The sequence below is a fragment of the Sphaerospermopsis torques-reginae ITEP-024 genome (assembly GCF_019598945.1).
Classification (GTDB): Bacteria; Cyanobacteriota; Cyanobacteriia; order Cyanobacteriales; family Nostocaceae; genus Sphaerospermopsis.
On the sequence record NZ_CP080598.1, the window covers coordinates 913,037 to 928,970 of the forward strand.

Consider the following 15,934-nt stretch of genomic DNA (forward strand, 5'->3'; position numbering starts at 1 on the left):
TTAGCAACTGCAATCTACGATTCAGCCACTAAATCATAACTTTCATATCAAGATAAGATTATGAAACCTATTCATCCCGCATTTCTCACAAACAATGCGATCGCAATCTATAGAATCCTTATAGAGAAGCGGTTTCGGGCATTTTTCATAGGGCTAATTTTTGACACAGTGTGAAAACCCAGAATCCAGATGTTATAAGGGTTTGAGGATCTTGGTGAGAAATCCGGGTCATCACCATCAGCGTCACGAGGCTGATCAAGAGTTTCAGGAATGCCTCACTCAGTTGGAAGATATCTTACAAGCAAACTGCTCTGAGAATCAAGTGATTTCTGAAGTTGCTCCTAGTAACACTACCAACGATAACAACAGTGACGACACAGACAATATTGATTTAGCTGCTTTAGAAGATGCAGTTGCCGATATTGAAAAATATTTAGCACAAAAGGACAAAAAACCGAAAAATTAAATTGTTAACCTATGAGTTAATTGTCGCTGGGCTTCATATAACATTAAAGCTGCTGCGATCGCCACATTCAAGGATTCTACTCCAGGACTAAGGGGAATTTTAACTTGAGTATCTGCCATTGCGGCTAAATCATCTGACAAACCAGCACCTTCATTTCCCAGTAAAATTAAACTCGGTTTTTGCCAATCTACCTCCCAATAAGTTAAACTGGCAGTTGGTAAAGTAGCAATTACCTGCATTCCCCCTTGCTGGCATTGTTGGACTGTTGCTTTTAAATCTTCACTTACTGCCTTATTTAAGCGAAACCACTGCCCCGCAGAAGCACGTAAAACTTTAGGGTTATCTAAATCAACACTATCATCACTCAACCATAAACCAGACGCACCCGCAGCGGCCGCAGTTCTAATGATCGTTCCCAAATTACCAGGATCTTGCAAAGTTTCCACAGCCAAAACTAACCCCCTCACAGGAACTTGGTTTTCCTGTTCACCCCGTTTTGCAGTCGCTACAACACCATCTGGTTGTACTGTGGTTGCCATCCCTGCTAAAACTTCTGTAATCACAATTTCTGCCCGTTTACACCGACTACAAGCCACCTCCCATAATTGAGGATGTGCTTGTTCCCATTGCGGAGTACAACACACAGTTTCTAAAGGATAGTTAACCGCACAAGCTTCTTCTAACAAGTGGGTCCCTTCCAATAAAAATAATTGTTGTTTATGCCTCTCTTTGGTAGAGTGCAACTTACGAATCTGCTTAACTAGGGGATTTTGTAAACTGGTCAACACGATTTTAGATTTTAGATTTTGGATTTTAGATTAATCTAAAACCCAATATGTTGATAATGCGGAACCCGGGACTTGAACCCGGAAGCCTTGCGGCACTAGAACCTGAATCTAGCGCGTCTGCCAATTCCGCCAGTTCCGCTGGCATTTATTATTTTATCACCAATTTCCTATTATTGCGTAAATCTTGAAAATTGTCAATATAATTCTTTATAGGGAATAGGTGACTGGGGACTGGGGAATGGGGACTGGGGAATGGGGACTGGGGACTGGGGAAGATTAATAACTCAATACTCAATACTCAATGCCCAATCCCCAATGCCCAATGCCCACAGAAAGAAAATGTAGACAAGTCAATTCTTTACTGTAGAATCGAAACCAACTTCAAACCTTTATTGTTACTTATTTTTTGGAGGTAGATTTATTAATTCTTCTAGCAGCTTACCAGATGGCAAGTTGTCACCTGAAGCAGACTCCTCAGTCTTGCAAATTTGTGGTGGACATTCTTTGCAAGGTCATGTAAGAATCAGCGGGGCAAAAAATTCAGCATTAGTGATCATGGCTGGAGCTTTGCTTTGTTCAGGAGATTGTCGGATTCGCAATGTCCCCTTATTAGCGGATGTAGAACGCATGGGTCAAGTTTTATCCGCTTTAGGTTTGTCCTTGACCAGACAAGGGGATATTTTAGATATCAATGCCAAGGATATAACTACATCTAAAGCACCCTATGAATTAGTTACCCAACTGCGAGCCAGTTTTTTTGCGATCGGTCCAATTTTGGCGCGACTGGGTGTAGCACAAATGCCATTACCGGGGGGTTGTGCTATTGGTGCGAGACCAGTTGATTTGCACGTCCGAGGACTGCAAGCAATGGGGGCAGAGGTGCAAATTGAGCATGGTATTTGTAATGCCTACGTTCCCGGTAGCAATAACAGATTGAAAGGAGCGAAAATTTACTTAGATACTCCCAGCGTTGGTGCAACCGAAACCTTAATGATGGCAGCTACCTTGGCTGATGGGGAAACCATTATTGAAAATGCAGCCAGAGAGCCAGAAGTGGTGGATTTAGCTAACTTCTGTAATTCAATGGGAGCAAAAATTCAAGGTGCAGGTACAAGTACCATTACCATTGTTGGTGTGGAAAAATTACATTCTACCGACTATAGTATTATTCCTGATCGCATTGAAACAGGAACTTTTTTAGTCGCTGGCGCAATCACTCGTTCAGAACTGTTACTGTCTCCCGTAGCACCGGATCATTTAATTCCCGTCATTGCCAAGTTGCGGGATATTGGCATACCTATTATTGAGGAAGGTTCAGACTGTTTGCGAGTTTTACCAGCCGAAAAACTCAAAGCTACAGATATTGATACTTTACCCCATCCGGGATTTCCCACAGATATGCAAGCGCCATTTATGGCATTGCTGACTTTAGCTGAAGGTGACAGTATCATTAACGAATCTGTGTTTGAAAATCGTCTGCGCCATGCTTCTGAGTTAAACCGCTTGGGGGCAGATATTCGCGTTAAAGGTAATACTGCCTTTGTTCGCGGCGTGCCAATGTTATCCGGCGCACCAGTCATAGGTACAGACTTACGAGCATCCGCAGCTTTAGTCATAGCTGGACTAGCAGCAGAAGGAAAAACCACTATTCAAGGACTAAAACACCTAGATCGTGGTTATGACAGATTAGATATGAAGTTACAGCAACTGGGAGCAAAAATTATTCGAGTCAATGAAGTATCGGCAGATGCTGAATTACATTCAAATAATCAAACTTCGTCAGCTTCTGCATCTATCTAGGGTCTAGGAGTCAGGAGTCAGGAGGAGTCAGGAGTCAGAATATTTGAGCTATTCCTAAGCTAACGATTTTCTAGACAAAGCTATACTTATCAATTGACAATTGACAATTGTTTCATTCCAGGCTGAAAACTCCCCTTTCCAGGGTAAAAAAGCCAAAAATTCCGCTTGCTGTTAACTGATAGCTGAATGCTTACCCCAAAACAAAAATACCCCCCATTTCTGGAGGGTATTTTCTTATTTAACTAAGTTTATTAAAACCAGTTTCAGATTAACCGTTGATTGCAGGAGCAGTCAAAGCAACGGGAGCAACTTCACCAGCAGCTAAGTCTAAGGGGAAGTTGTGAGCGTTACGCTCGTGCATTACTTCCATACCTAAGTTAGCGCGGTTGATTACATCTGCCCAAGTACCGATTACACGACCTTGAGAGTCAATGATGGATTGGTTGAAGTTGAAACCGTTCAAGTTGAACGCCATTGTGCTTACACCCAACGCTGTGAACCAGATACCAACTACTGGCCAAGCAGCCAAGAAGAAGTGTAAGGAACGGCTGTTGTTGAATGAAGCGTATTGGAAAATCAAGCGACCGAAGTAACCGTGTGCTGCAACGATGTTGTAGGTTTCTTCTTCTTGACCGAATTTGTAACCGTAGTTTTGAGATTCGGTTTCGGTTGTTTCACGAACCAAGGAAGATGTTACCAAAGAACCGTGCATTGCTGAAAACAGTGAGCCACCGAATACACCAGCCACACCTAACATATGGAAGGGGTGCATCAAGATGTTGTGTTCTGCTTGGAACACGATCATGAAGTTGAATGTACCGGAGATACCTAAAGGCATACCATCGGAGAAAGAACCTTGACCGATGGGGTAGATCAAGAATACTGCGGTTGCTGCTGCCAAAGGTGCAGAGAAAGCTACACAGATCCAAGGACGCATACCCAAGCGGTAAGAAAGTTCCCATTCACGACCTAAGTAGCAAGCTACACCGATCAAGAAGTGGAAAATTACCAACTGGTAAGGACCACCGTTATACAACCACTCATCTAAGGAAGCTGCTTCCCAAATGGGGTAGAAGTGTAAACCGATAGCGTTAGAGGAAGGAACAACTGCACCAGAGATGATGTTGTTTCCGTAGATTAAAGAACCTGCAACGGGTTCACGGATGCCGTCGATGTCAACGGGAGGAGCAGCGATGAATGCGATGATGAAGCAAGTGGTTGCTGCTAACAAGGTGGGGATCATTAATACACCGAACCAGCCGATATATAGGCGGTTGTTGGTGCTGGTGATAAATTCACAAAAACGATCCCATACGTTGGCGCTTTGGCGCTGTTGAATGGTTGTGGTCATTTTATGAGTGCGATGTTTTCGTTATTTAAAAACACAGGTAATTTTTTCCTGATGCTATAAACTTAGCATAAGTTTACGAGTTTTGTAACATTGATTATTTTATTAAAATTTATAAAAGTAATAACTTTTACTTATTAAGTGTACAAAACTTGAGATTTGTTTAATTAGGGGATGCTGAATAAATGTAAAATCTAGATAAATCAATGGATTGAGGATGGTGAAAATTAAAATTGTGCAAGGTTTTAGGTACTGTGAGCCTAAAAAAGCTTGCCCTTTGTTAGTGTTTGCACTTGTAAGTCCCTAAAAATCAAAGTAAATATAAGGTAAACTGCCTTCAGGAGCTAGTAACCAAACGGCGTAGAAACATAAAGGTACAAAAACAAGTTTTATCGGCCAACTCAACTCTAATTTCATGCCTCGTTTAAAGCCATAAGCTATACTCATGACAACAGCGATCAACACCAATGACCATGTTAGTTGGTGAGGAGTGCTGTTTAAGGCTTCGACATAGACTTTTTCAATAAACTGTGCATCCGCACTATGACCCCAAAGGTTTTGTATAACTAAAGCAGAATCTTGGATGTTGGGGAGACGAAACCAGATCCAAGAGGTGAAAACCATCAACTGGGTTAACAACCAAGCGAAAATTATACCGACAGGGTTGTGCCAAAATAGGTAAAGAATTTTTGAGCGATCGCTCATAGCATCTGTGAGACGATGAACAGCTAAGGCCAAACCATGCAACGCACCCCACACTACAAAACCCCACGCAGAACCATGCCAAATACCAGCTACTATCATCACGATAAATAAATTTAAGCAGGTACGCATCAAACCACGGCGAGAACCACCCAAAGGAAAGTATAGATAGTTACGTAACCAGTCACCCAAAGTTATATGCCAACGTCGCCAAAAACCGGCAATACTGGTACTGAAGTAAGGAGAATCGAAATTCTCTGGTAAAACTAAACCAAATAGTAAAGCAGTACCACGGGCAATATCTACATAACCGTTAAAATCTAAATATAATTGCAAGCCATAAGCAAAGGTAGCTAACCATAAATCTGTGCTACCTGCTCTTGGTAAATTACCAAAACATAAATCTACAAAAATTCCCAAATTATCAGCTATAATACCTTTTTTAACAGCACCCCTAGCGATTAACCATAAAGCTTCTGATAGTCTATCAATATTAGGCAATTTTAGAGTATTAAGTTGAACTGCTAAGTTATGGTAACGGGTAATTGGTCCAGAAATTAATTTAGCAAAAAATAATTTATAGGCAGCGAATTTCAAAAATTGTTCAGTAGCCGGCGCACCACGATAAATATCTATTAAATAAGCAATACACTCAAAGGTAAAAAAGGAAATTCCCAAGGGTGTCACTAATTTAAATGGTGCATCTGGAGAATTTAAATTGATATCAAATATCCATTTAAATATGACAGGTAGATATTTAAAACCTAATAACAAACCAACATTTAAAATAATTCCAAACCATAAAATTTTCAGACGGTTAAGATTCCAATCAGATTGAGCAATTTGCCACTCTTCATTAGAAAGTTGCCAGTCTTGGAAATGTTTACCTGGTGAGGTATTTTTACCTATTTCCAAGCCTATACGAAAGTTAAGAAAAGTTAGTACCAACAGTAGAGGCAGGTATTGAATATTCCAAGATGAGTAGAATAGAATACTAGCTATAAGTATTGTCCATAATCTTAACTTTTGCTCGCTTACAGTCCAGTAAATCCCCAGGATACTCAGCAAAAAAAGCGCGTAAAAAGGTGATATAAATTTCATTTTTTGGTTATTATTTATTAGTTATTATTTATTAGTCATTAGTTATTATTTATTAGTCATTAGTTATTATTTATTAGTCACCAATCACCAATCACCAATTATTTAAAACTCCAGGGTATCATCGGATCAATAGCCAACCTTTTAGAGACTTCATAAGCCCCATAGCGGTTGAGATGACTGGGGTCAGAAAAGTAGTCATGTGCTTTGAGCCAGATTTGGCTTAAATCGCGGTAGATAAAATTGCTATTAGTAGTGGAAACATCTAACATATATTTTTGAAATTCCTGCTCATATTTTGACCGTGCTGGGTCTAAATAATCTCCTGTCAAGGGCATATTGACAAATACTAATGATATTTGTTTATCCTTGGTAAACTCTATCATTGATTTTAAGGATTCGTCTTGCTCACCTGCTAATTGAAAATCTTTATAGTCATTGTCATAAGCTCCAGCTACTCTGGGATGGTTTTGATAATATGTAGCAGGATTAAAACGAATAGATAAGGGCAAGAATCCATCAAAATCAACTGCTGCCTGGGAATTTTGATCCTGTGTATCGCTGGTCAATTCGGTTTTTGAGTTGACTTGCTGAGAGTTATTAATAACTGGTAAATAGTTAAGTTGTTTTTGCAATAAAGCCTTGATTTGTACCCGATTTTCATAGCTGGCAGATATACCAACTAAAGCTTGATTTAAAAAATCATTAGCTGCTTGATAACTATTAAAATTTACTGATGTATCTTGAATTTGCTCATTTTTTTCTGAATTTTCTGCTTGATTGGATGAATGATTGTCGACAGGCTGTGTGGCTCTTTTCAATACTGCTTCATAGCCTTTGGAAGCAGCAATAGCATTAAAAGTGATATCTTCACGATCACTATTGAAAGCTCTAGAACCATCTGCCCAAATAATCATTTTTGGTAATTCCGAGGGTTGTAAAAGTCGACGAATGATAAATTCTACAACTTGGGCTGTAGCACCATTAACACCAAAATTAAATACGTCAACTTTGGGATAACCCTGAGCGGCCAAGGCTTGATAAAGGGCAACAGGATCAACTCCTCTCAAAGCACGAGAAGAACCGATAATTAGGACATCTGGTGGCTTTCCATCTGTTGCTAGACGCTGTTTATAAAGTGCGAATTGTTCATCTAATTGCCTAGTATTAAAACTGGGTAAATTTGATCTTGCGGCTAAGAGAATAGCAGTAGCATTGGCTTTTAGTTTTAATGGAGAGGCTGAGAGATTTGTTGATGGGGTATCATCAGCTTGGGTAAATGCAGAAGCATTAAAAGCAGAATTACCAAACTGAGAATATGTTGCGTTGTTATTGCTGGTAAAAAATGTTGTTCTTTGACCTTGATTTTTTTCTGATGTTAAAGAGACCGGAGACTGTGAGGATGGTGATGTTAAAACACCAGTAACTTTGGGTGTATTTTGTCCAATCTTAGTAGTAACGTAACCTAACATCCAATCACTTTTGACTACGAGTATTAATCCCAAAGCTACCCAGATGAGACTTCCCCAGAGTCCTTGTTCATCGGGATTTTGCTCAGTTGATTGGTTAGTTGCTGTAAACAGTTGGCTTGCTAAAAGTAACTTTCTGACTTGTTGATGAGCGGTTTCCAGCCAATCTTGTGTTACTTCAGTTACCAAGTTTTGAAATTCCTGAGTTGTTAAATCAGGACGCAAAATTGGCTCGTTGGTTTCCTTAGGCAGTAAATCACTGACATATTCTACCGTAGCTGCAAATTCGGGTGTAGCTTCTGGTACTAATCTGTGGCGATGTCCAAAATCAACCCCGTGATGCCAAACAGGTTCAGTATCACCGGCACGACGACCATAAACTCTCACACCAGTAACGCCGACAATACTGAGTTGACGAATAAATTGGGTGACTTTGCTGGCTACTTGCTGGCGTTTGGGACAATTGGGCGCATCACACATAATGTGTAGTAAATCACCCTTAGGCAGTAAGAGGACGCGGATGCCGCCTGTTTTTAACCGCCAATCCATATCCTGATTTAACAGGCGTTCCAGTAGGAAAATGATTGCTGGTTCGTCTCCAGCAGTACCTAATTCTAGGGTGGGTGTTGCTAAAGCGGTATGTTGTGCAGCGGGTAAAGATAACCAGTCTACCCAAGCAGGTTGTTTATCTTCTGTTTTTTGTCCGTAGACAGCAGCGGCCAGAATACCTTGGGGGGCGATTTTTTCTAACTGAGAGATAATTAAAGGTAAACAAGCTTCCTTTTCTGGTGCAGGAGAATTTTTTAAAGGATCAACTGCTGGAGTACAAAAGATATGTAAGGTAAATTCTTTTAAAGAAGCTTGAACGGTAACTTGGAAATCTAATAAAACTTCAGTTAACAAACGAGCGATCGCTTGTATATCTCCCCAACGCGCCCATTCTTTGAGCATGGTTTCCGGTGGGGTTAAATCCACCCTTAACCGCCAATCTGGCTCACTTTCACCCCTAACTTGGGAGACAATAACAGCATCTTGATAACCTGCCAGCTTGAGATGTCGCAACTGTTGGGCTACTGGTTCAGCTAATAATGTAGCATCAGGACTATAAGTTGATTGGCAAAATATCCAGAGACGATTACCTGTTTTCTGGGATTTGGCTTTAGACTCGTAGGGTTTGCTTTTAACTTGTACTGCTACACCCAACTTACTCAAATTTTCACTCAGATAACGAGCGATCGCATCGGGGTTGCCTTGACGTGCCAAACTTTCATTAGAGACGATCAGCGCCCCACCAGGTAGTCTGGATTTTTTGGTTTCTAATAAAAGTGCTTGTTCTGCTTGCTCTAGATGTCGATCTAATTGATTTAAATAGACTCTATGACACCATTGAGGACGATGTTCTCCTTTCTTTCGACCATAGACCAATACTTGGTATATTGAGGATTGTTCCTCATTTGTGAGACTATCTAAATCTGTTTGTCCAAGTGCTTGCAACAAGTCATAGAGTGTGTGCCAACGTTTTGGACAATCTGTACCTTCACAAAGGATATGCAGGTCGTTTCCTAGCAACCGGACTTTCACCCCGAAAGTGCTGATTCCTGTTGCTTGGCTTACCCACTGCACTAAGGTTTGCTGGCGATCTAGTAATAATGTTTTCATTATGAAGTTAACTTTAACAGGAAGCGAGTATTGGGGGATTTTGCCTGTACTTGTAAACTAGAACCATAGATTTATCACATTTTGCAGTTTTTTTTTAACAATTTTGTTACCATTGGAGCTTGCAAAATCGGCAAAGATAGTCTTACAAGGTTGCACGTCCTCTCAAGATTGAGTTTTGCGTCTATTTTACTCATCTGGCCATCATCAAGAATTAGCAATGTCATCTGTAACCCAACACCCATCACCCACCCCCGGATTAAATTTGCTCTTTTTTAGTATTCCCCAATCTGGTCTCTTACAAATAGCTACAGTATCTATGCTACTGCTACTTGTAGCAGATAAAGCAACAGGTCAGGGACTAGCAGCTTTAGGAGAAGCTAGTGAAGAGGTATTTAGAGGCGATCGCCTCCCTATTCTCAACTTTCCAGATCAAGAGGAATGATAAGTAGGCAGGAGGCAGAATAATTTTAGATTTTAGATTTTAGATTTTAGATTTTAGATTGGAGTGGACAAAAACAATCCAAAATCCTTTCATCCAAAATCCAAAATTGTATCCCCAGTCACCAGTCACCAGTCACCAGTCCCCAATCACCCCCTACAGCAACAACCAAAAAACTAAAATTGTAGGCATTAATTGGCTTTACTAGAGCAAAGAATATGAGTTCTATTTTATACTCTTCCTCGCCATCAGCGAATATCTACCCTATGTCTGAATTATTTTTACGTCATCGTCTACAGATAGTAGAAGAATTGTGGGAGTCGGTGTTGCGGCAAGAATGCGGCCAAAAAATGGTGGATCTATTACGGCAGTTGCGTGATTTGTGTTCACCGGAAGGACAAGCTACCAATGATCAAGCCTCGTCAGCTGTGGAACTGATTGAACAGCTAAATATTAACGAGGCCATTCGTGCTGCTCGTGCTTTTGCTCTTTATTTTCAATTGATTAATATCATTGAGCAGGAATATGAACAAAAGCAACAGTTAAGCCGCTATTCTGACTCAGACAGCATAGATCAGGAAAATATTCCCAATATTGTTTATTCGACTAACCAACGAGAAGACGACTTACCCGTTACTAAGTCATGGGGAGGAAATGCCATATCTCACAGTTGGACTGATACAACACCAGCTACACAAAAAGGTACATTTGCAGCTTTATTTCCTCTATTATTCAAACTGAATGTACCACCCCAGCAAATTCAGCGTTTAATTTCGCAACTAGATATTCGGTTGGTTTTCACTGCACACCCCACAGAAATTGTCCGCCACACGATCCGGGATAAGCAGCGACAAGTAGTAAGTCTTCTGCAACAGTTGGATAATGTGGAAACCCGTTCTGGTGGGTATCCTTGGGAAGCAGCAGAGGTAAAAGAGAGATTATTAGAAGAAATCCGTCTATGGTGGCGCACTGATGAATTACATCAGTTTAAACCAACTGTATTGGATGAAGTAGATTATGCTTTACACTACTTTCAAGAAGTGTTATTTGATGGTATTCCCCAACTTTACAAACGCCTCAAATACTCTCTAAAACAAACATTTCCTTGGTTAGAACCACCCAGTAAAAATTTCTGTTCTTTTGGTTCTTGGGTAGGTTCAGATAGAGACGGAAACCCATCGGTAACACCGGAAGTAACTTGGAAAACCGCTTGTTATCAGCGGAAGATGGTTTTGGAAAGATACATTCAATCAGTGAAACAACTGATTGAATTGTTAAGTGTGTCAATGCACTGGAGTGATGTACTTCCAGATTTGTTGGAGTCGTTAGAGTTAGATCAATCTATTTTGAGTGATGTCTACGATGCGCTGGCTTTGCGTTATCGTCAAGAACCTTATCGCTTAAAATTGGCTTATGTGTTAAGAAGGCTGGAAAATACCCGCGATCGCAATCTGGCTTTATATAATCGGGAAACACCAAGCAATGAAGATTCTCCCATGTATCGTTCTGGGGCGGAATTTTTAGCGGAACTGCGATTAATTCAACGCAATTTGACGGAAACAGGTTTAAGTTGTGGAGAATTAGATCATCTCATCTGTCAGGTAGAAATTTTCGACTTTAATCTTACCCAGTTAGATATTCGTCAAGAATCATCTCGTCATTCTGATGCGCTCAATGAGATTCTTGAATACTTGCAGATTTTACCCCAATCTTATCACGAACTATCCGAAGCACAAAGGGTAGCTTGGTTAACGGGAGAACTGCAAACCAGACGGCCGTTAATTCCCGCAGAATTACCATTTTCGGAAAAAACTAATGATGTAATTGAAACTTTCCGGGTGGTGCGATCGCTACAACAAGAATTTGGCATTAACATCTGCCAAACTTACATTATCAGTATGTGCCGGGAAGTTAGCGATGTTTTGGAAGTTCTGCTGTTAGCGAAAGAAGCGCGGTTATTTGATCCAGCGATCGCTGTAGGAACTATCAGAGTTGTACCGCTATTTGAAACTGTAGAAGACTTACAACGCTCTAGAAGCGTGATGCGGCAATTGTTTGAACTACCATTGTATCGTGCCTTTTTAGCTGGAGGTTATGAAGCAACCAACCCAGAAAATACCTCTTCCCATACCACCCTCAACCCCAACTTACAAGAAGTAATGTTAGGGTATTCTGACAGTAACAAAGATTCAGGGTTTTTAAGCAGTAACTGGGAAATTCATAAAGCCCAAAAATCACTGCAAAAAATCGCCGAAGAATACGGTTTAAACCTGCGAATTTTCCACGGACGGGGTGGATCGGTAGGTCGTGGTGGTGGACCTGCTTATGAGGCAATTTTGGCTCAACCAGGACATAGTATTAATGGACGGATCAAGATTACTGAACAAGGGGAAGTTTTAGCTTCTAAATATTCTTTGTTGGATCTAGCTTTGTATCACATTGAAACTATTACCAGCGCAGTGGTCCAAGCTAGTTTGTTAAAAACCGGGTTTGATGATATTGAACCTTGGAACGAGATTATGGAAGAATTAGCTCATGCGTCGCGTCAACATTATCGGGCGCTCATTTACGAACAACCCGATTTTATCGACTTCTTCCATCAAGTTACCCCCATCGAAGAAATTAGCCAACTGCAAATTAGCTCCCGTCCAGCGCGACGACCATCTGGTAAAAAGGATTTAAGCAGTTTACGAGCAATTCCTTGGGTATTTAGTTGGACACAAACCCGATTTTTGTTACCTTCCTGGTATGGTGTGGGTACAGCTTTACAGGAGTTCTTGAACGAGCAACCGGAAGAACACTTAAAATTAATGCGTTACTTTTATGTCAAATGGCCTTTCTTCAAAATGGTGATTTCTAAAGCAGAAATGACATTGGCAAAAGTAGACATAGAAATGGCGCGTCATTACGTACAGGAATTGTCTAACCCAGAAGACAAACCTCGCTTTGAGAAAGTGTTTGAGCAAATTGCTAGTGAGTTCTATCTCACCAGGGATTTAGTCTTAAAAATCACTGGACACCAAAAACTTTTAGACGGTGATCCGATTTTGCAGCGTTCAGTACAGTTACGTAATGGAACTATTGTACCGTTAGGATTTATCCAAGTTTCTCTACTTAAACGGCTTAGACAGTACAAGAACAGCACCACCCCAGGAGTAATTCACTCTCGTTACAGTAAAGGAGAGTTACTGCGAGGAGCATTGTTAACTATTAATGGTATTGCCGCAGGAATGAGAAATACAGGCTGAAGAAGGTGACAGGTGACAGGTGACAGAAAGAAAGAGTGTAAGAGAAGATATTTTTACTTATCCCAATCCCCCCATATCACCAGTCCCCAGTCCCCAGTCCCCAGTCCCCAGTCCCCAGTCCCCAAACACCATGATTAAAAAACGCATTCTAATTTGTACTTTTGTAGCCCTATCATCCGGCTTTTTTGGTGGTTTGATGGCGGCACAAATTACTTCCATGTTGCATAACCAAAAATGTCAAACTCAAGGCTGGGGTTTCCAGCAAGTTTGTAATGTAGTAGTCACACCTGGAGCAATTTGGCAGGGTAGTATAGCGGGAATATGGACAGGTACAATATTAGGGGCGTTTGTTGGCGGGTCAATAGTACGTAAAAGTTATTAGTAATTTGGTAATGGGTAATGGGTAATGGGTAATTGGTAATTGGTAATTGGTAATTGGTAATTGGAAAACATAAAATTGATTACCCAGTCACCAGTCACCAGTCACCAGTCCCTACCAGTCCCCAGTCCCTATTCCATTGGAGTAGTAGATGATTGCAGACTGCTTAAAGATTGCCAAGTATTGGTGCTAGTATCAAAACATCGCCAATTTCCCTTCCGTTCGTCTTTATAACAAAATAACGTGCGATCGCGGTCATCAAAATTATCAGTTAAAAAATATACCATTCCTCGAAATGGATAAGTTTTACGACTCAGGCGCTTTGCTACGGCTTGATTCGGACATTCTACGATAAAAACGGATTCTCCATTGATTTTAGCGAGGGAGAAAATACACATCCGCAAAATTGCTCTCAGCCAACTTTCAGAATTCTCGAAGTAATCGTCGATAATTTTGTTAGTTAGAGCTTGTTCGAGGCTGCGGTCTTTGTTACGAGGAGTGTGGGCATCAGACATAGCATCACCTAAAAATGGCTATACCGCTGGTTCGAGATTAAACTAAAATTTCCCAAAGTGGCAAGTCTCAATAGGTGACAGGTGACAGGTGACAGGTGACAGCGAAGAGGCAGGGGAGGTAGGGGAAGATTAATAACCCAATGCCCAATGACCTGGTAATATATACCTATAAACTTGAGAATTTAATAGCCATGACGACTGAAACTAATGTAAAAAATCAAGCTACTACAGGTGCTGATGCTGTTGATGTGGCGATCGCACAAGGAATTGATTTTGATGGTTCTCCTATTCCTGCTGCTAAGTTGGAACTGTATAATCAAGTCATGGGCTTAGAAGCTGGTAGACAACGCAGTGGTGTATCTAATACTATGCGTTCTCGTATCGTTCGCATTGGTGCAAAGCATATTCCCCAAGCTGAGTTAGACGCAAAGCTGGTTGCTGCTGGTTTTGCTCCTTTGAAAGAAAAAGAAATTGCCTTTTTCTATGGCGGTAAGTAATTTTTCCTGTTGATAAAAGCAAGAGGCGTTTTATGGAACGTCTCTACAAAAATTTATAATAATCACAATTATTGCTATCTTCAATTTTCTGGAATTAGGGTAAATTTAAAGTAATCTTATATTTTCGACTCAGGAGTTTAATTGATGGATATACTCATTGAATCGACAAAGGATTTTGAAGCTGATTTAGAAAAATTTACCGATACAGAGAAGTTTAGAATTATTAAGGAAATGAATCGGAATTTTGAACTTCTTTCATCTAATAATAATTCTTTAAATAATTCTTTTTATGAACATAGCGAACAACTCAGAAACATTAAACTAAATCATGACTATGATTCTACTATATATTGTCTCAAAATTAACGATCAACAAAGAATAATTTTAACTATTGATGATGATCCGATTTTTGGGTGTATTTTAATTACTTTATTTAGATTAGTGGATCGAGAAAATGCCCAAAAAGCTTACAATGCAGTTACAGAGATGATTTATCAAGATTTCACGGTAGAAGAAAATCAAGATTTAGAAATTCAGTGTTGTTAATGGCACAAATTAAACCTCTGTTAGATGAATATGGTGTCATTCATGAAGCAATGAAAATTCTTCCAGAATATCTGAAAATTGATTTTCTGGAAGCTTTAGCTGAGTTAGAAGATAATGAATGTCACAGAACTAGAACTTTTCCAAAAACTAGATTACATAAGGTAGCGGGTATTAAACAAGCTATTTACCGTGCGGATATTAATAAAATATCAGGGTGGCGGATTCATTTACAATATATTGATGGAAAAATTCACCTCAAAGATATTATTAATGGTCAACATCATGATAATGTGATGCTGGTGATTAAGTTGAAAAAGGATAGATATGATTGATAATTGATAATTGATAATTGACAATTGGTAATTGGTAATTGGTAATTGGTAATTGATAATTGACAATTGGTAATTGATTCTAGCCTAAAATGCTATCAACGGTAATTTTAATTTCTGGAAATGCGAGAATATCTAAAATTTCACCACGTTGAAAGGTTTTGATTTTACTATAAGTATTTTCTGTAGGTTGACGATAAACGATAATTTTTTGTTCGATGATATCAACTAGCCAAACTTCTACAATACCATTAGCTGCATAAAGGGGAATTTTGATATCTCGATCATATTCAAAACTACTATCTGCAACTTCTATTAATAAGAATACATCCGATGGTTGGGGATGTGCAGATTCATAAAAATCTTCACGGGGTTTCAGTAACGCTATGTCTGGTTGCGGTTCGGAAAAATTATCTAAAGTTATGGGGTTTTGTACAGCAACAATTACTCTTTTACCTAGTAACTGTGAAAAAATAGAGTTTAAACGATTTACACAAGATGCGTGTTTTCTTCCAATTGGTGACATTTCAATTATTTCTCCGTTAATTAATTCCACTCTATCATCTTCTGTTAATATTCCTGCTTCATTCATTTGGTGATATTCTGTAACTGTGAAACGTCTGGTTAATAATTTAGTAGACATAGTTCACT

The 15,934-nt window shown here is 39.8% G+C and carries 14 protein-coding genes and 1 tRNA gene; 8 read left to right on the forward strand and 7 right to left on the reverse strand.

Annotated features, from left to right (window positions below; translation table 11 throughout):
- Window positions 1-214: 214 nt before the first annotated feature.
- Entirely contained in the window at window positions 215-466 is a 252-nt protein-coding gene (locus K2F26_RS04265) for a hypothetical protein (RefSeq protein WP_220610485.1), read from the forward strand.
- On the opposite strand, the gene K2F26_RS04270 is transcribed toward K2F26_RS04265, so the two are convergent.
- Together K2F26_RS04270 and K2F26_RS04275 are read right to left on the reverse strand one after the other, a co-directional pair.
- Window positions 463-1,254, reverse strand: a complete 792-nt coding sequence (locus K2F26_RS04270) for a TrmH family RNA methyltransferase (protein ID WP_220610486.1) — start codon at window positions 1,252-1,254, stop codon at window positions 463-465. The two genes, K2F26_RS04265 and K2F26_RS04270, sit on opposite strands and share 4 nt — an antisense overlap.
- 57 nt (window positions 1,255-1,311) lie before the next feature.
- Window positions 1,312-1,393: transfer RNA gene (locus K2F26_RS04275), tRNA-Leu, on the reverse strand.
- Window positions 1,394-1,707: 314 nt separating this feature from the next.
- Here K2F26_RS04275 and murA point away from each other — a divergent pair.
- Window positions 1,708-3,054, forward strand: coding sequence for a UDP-N-acetylglucosamine 1-carboxyvinyltransferase (murA, locus tag K2F26_RS04280; protein ID WP_246605516.1), 1,347 nt, complete (start codon window positions 1,708-1,710; stop codon window positions 3,052-3,054).
- A 268-nt stretch (window positions 3,055-3,322) separates the two neighbouring features.
- On the opposite strand, the gene psbA is transcribed toward murA, so the two are convergent.
- The 3 genes from psbA to K2F26_RS04295 form a co-directional block, all read right to left on the reverse strand.
- On the reverse strand, window positions 3,323-4,405 hold the full coding sequence (gene psbA, locus K2F26_RS04285; protein ID WP_220610487.1) for a photosystem II q(b) protein: 1,083 nt from the start codon (window positions 4,403-4,405) through the stop codon (window positions 3,323-3,325).
- A gap of 300 nt (window positions 4,406-4,705) precedes the next feature.
- Window positions 4,706-6,205, reverse strand: a complete 1,500-nt coding sequence (locus K2F26_RS04290; RefSeq protein ID WP_220610488.1) for an MBOAT family O-acyltransferase — start codon at window positions 6,203-6,205, stop codon at window positions 4,706-4,708.
- Between the two features lie 98 nt (window positions 6,206-6,303).
- Window positions 6,304-9,330, reverse strand: coding sequence for an SGNH/GDSL hydrolase family protein (locus K2F26_RS04295; protein WP_220610489.1), 3,027 nt, complete (start codon window positions 9,328-9,330; stop codon window positions 6,304-6,306).
- Between the two features lie 217 nt (window positions 9,331-9,547).
- On the opposite strand from K2F26_RS04295, the gene K2F26_RS04300 reads away from it, so the two are divergent.
- From K2F26_RS04300 to K2F26_RS04310, 3 genes are all read left to right on the forward strand, one after another.
- Window positions 9,548-9,772 (forward strand): hypothetical protein, encoded by a 225-nt coding sequence (locus K2F26_RS04300; RefSeq protein ID WP_220610490.1) that lies wholly within the window; start codon window positions 9,548-9,550, stop codon window positions 9,770-9,772.
- 215 nt (window positions 9,773-9,987) lie between these two features.
- Window positions 9,988-13,017: a phosphoenolpyruvate carboxylase gene (ppc, locus tag K2F26_RS04305; protein WP_220610491.1), complete on the forward strand. Its 3,030-nt coding sequence runs from the start codon at window positions 9,988-9,990 to the stop codon at window positions 13,015-13,017.
- A 130-nt stretch (window positions 13,018-13,147) separates the two neighbouring features.
- A complete protein-coding gene (locus K2F26_RS04310) occupies window positions 13,148-13,399 on the forward strand; it encodes a hypothetical protein (protein WP_096572847.1) in 252 nt (83 codons plus the stop codon).
- Window positions 13,400-13,527: 128 nt separating this feature from the next.
- Here the strand turns inward: K2F26_RS04310 and K2F26_RS04315 are convergent, their stop codons facing one another.
- A complete protein-coding gene (locus K2F26_RS04315; RefSeq protein WP_220610492.1) occupies window positions 13,528-13,911 on the reverse strand; it encodes a hypothetical protein in 384 nt (127 codons plus the stop codon).
- 191 nt (window positions 13,912-14,102) lie between these two features.
- On the opposite strand from K2F26_RS04315, the gene K2F26_RS04320 reads away from it, so the two are divergent.
- From K2F26_RS04320 to K2F26_RS04330, 3 genes are all read left to right on the forward strand, one after another.
- The gene (locus K2F26_RS04320; RefSeq protein WP_220610493.1) at window positions 14,103-14,408 is read left to right on the forward strand and encodes a small RNA NsiR4-regulated ssr1528 family protein; all 306 of its coding nucleotides are present in this window, start codon (window positions 14,103-14,105) and stop codon (window positions 14,406-14,408) included.
- A 144-nt stretch (window positions 14,409-14,552) separates the two neighbouring features.
- A complete protein-coding gene (locus K2F26_RS04325; protein ID WP_194053077.1) occupies window positions 14,553-14,954 on the forward strand; it encodes a hypothetical protein in 402 nt (133 codons plus the stop codon).
- The gene (locus tag K2F26_RS04330) at window positions 14,954-15,286 is read left to right on the forward strand and encodes a hypothetical protein (RefSeq protein WP_194053075.1); all 333 of its coding nucleotides are present in this window, start codon (window positions 14,954-14,956) and stop codon (window positions 15,284-15,286) included. Before K2F26_RS04325 ends, K2F26_RS04330 begins: the two co-directional genes overlap by 1 nt.
- Before the next feature lie 79 nt (window positions 15,287-15,365).
- Here K2F26_RS04330 and K2F26_RS04335 read toward each other — a convergent pair whose 3' ends face one another.
- The gene (locus tag K2F26_RS04335; RefSeq protein ID WP_220610494.1) at window positions 15,366-15,926 is read right to left on the reverse strand and encodes a Uma2 family endonuclease; all 561 of its coding nucleotides are present in this window, start codon (window positions 15,924-15,926) and stop codon (window positions 15,366-15,368) included.
- Window positions 15,927-15,934 lie beyond the last annotated feature (8 nt).

Coding starts and splice junctions, on each gene's coding strand:
- psbA (WP_220610487.1), bottom strand. CDS start 4,405: ATGACCACAACCATTCAACAGCGCCAAAGCGCCAACGTATGGGATCGT.
- K2F26_RS04290 (WP_220610488.1), bottom strand. CDS start 6,205: ATGAAATTTATATCACCTTTTTACGCGCTTTTTTTGCTGAGTATCCTG.
- K2F26_RS04295 (WP_220610489.1), bottom strand. CDS start 9,330: ATGAAAACATTATTACTAGATCGCCAGCAAACCTTAGTGCAGTGGGTA.
- K2F26_RS04300 (WP_220610490.1), top strand. CDS start 9,548: ATGTCATCTGTAACCCAACACCCATCACCCACCCCCGGATTAAATTTG.
- ppc (WP_220610491.1), top strand. CDS start 9,988: ATGAGTTCTATTTTATACTCTTCCTCGCCATCAGCGAATATCTACCCT.
- K2F26_RS04310 (WP_096572847.1), top strand. CDS start 13,148: ATGATTAAAAAACGCATTCTAATTTGTACTTTTGTAGCCCTATCATCC.
- K2F26_RS04315 (WP_220610492.1), bottom strand. CDS start 13,911: ATGTCTGATGCCCACACTCCTCGTAACAAAGACCGCAGCCTCGAACAA.
- K2F26_RS04320 (WP_220610493.1), top strand. CDS start 14,103: ATGACGACTGAAACTAATGTAAAAAATCAAGCTACTACAGGTGCTGAT.
- K2F26_RS04325 (WP_194053077.1), top strand. CDS start 14,553: ATGGATATACTCATTGAATCGACAAAGGATTTTGAAGCTGATTTAGAA.
- K2F26_RS04330 (WP_194053075.1), top strand. CDS start 14,954: ATGGCACAAATTAAACCTCTGTTAGATGAATATGGTGTCATTCATGAA.
- K2F26_RS04335 (WP_220610494.1), bottom strand. CDS start 15,926: ATGTCTACTAAATTATTAACCAGACGTTTCACAGTTACAGAATATCAC.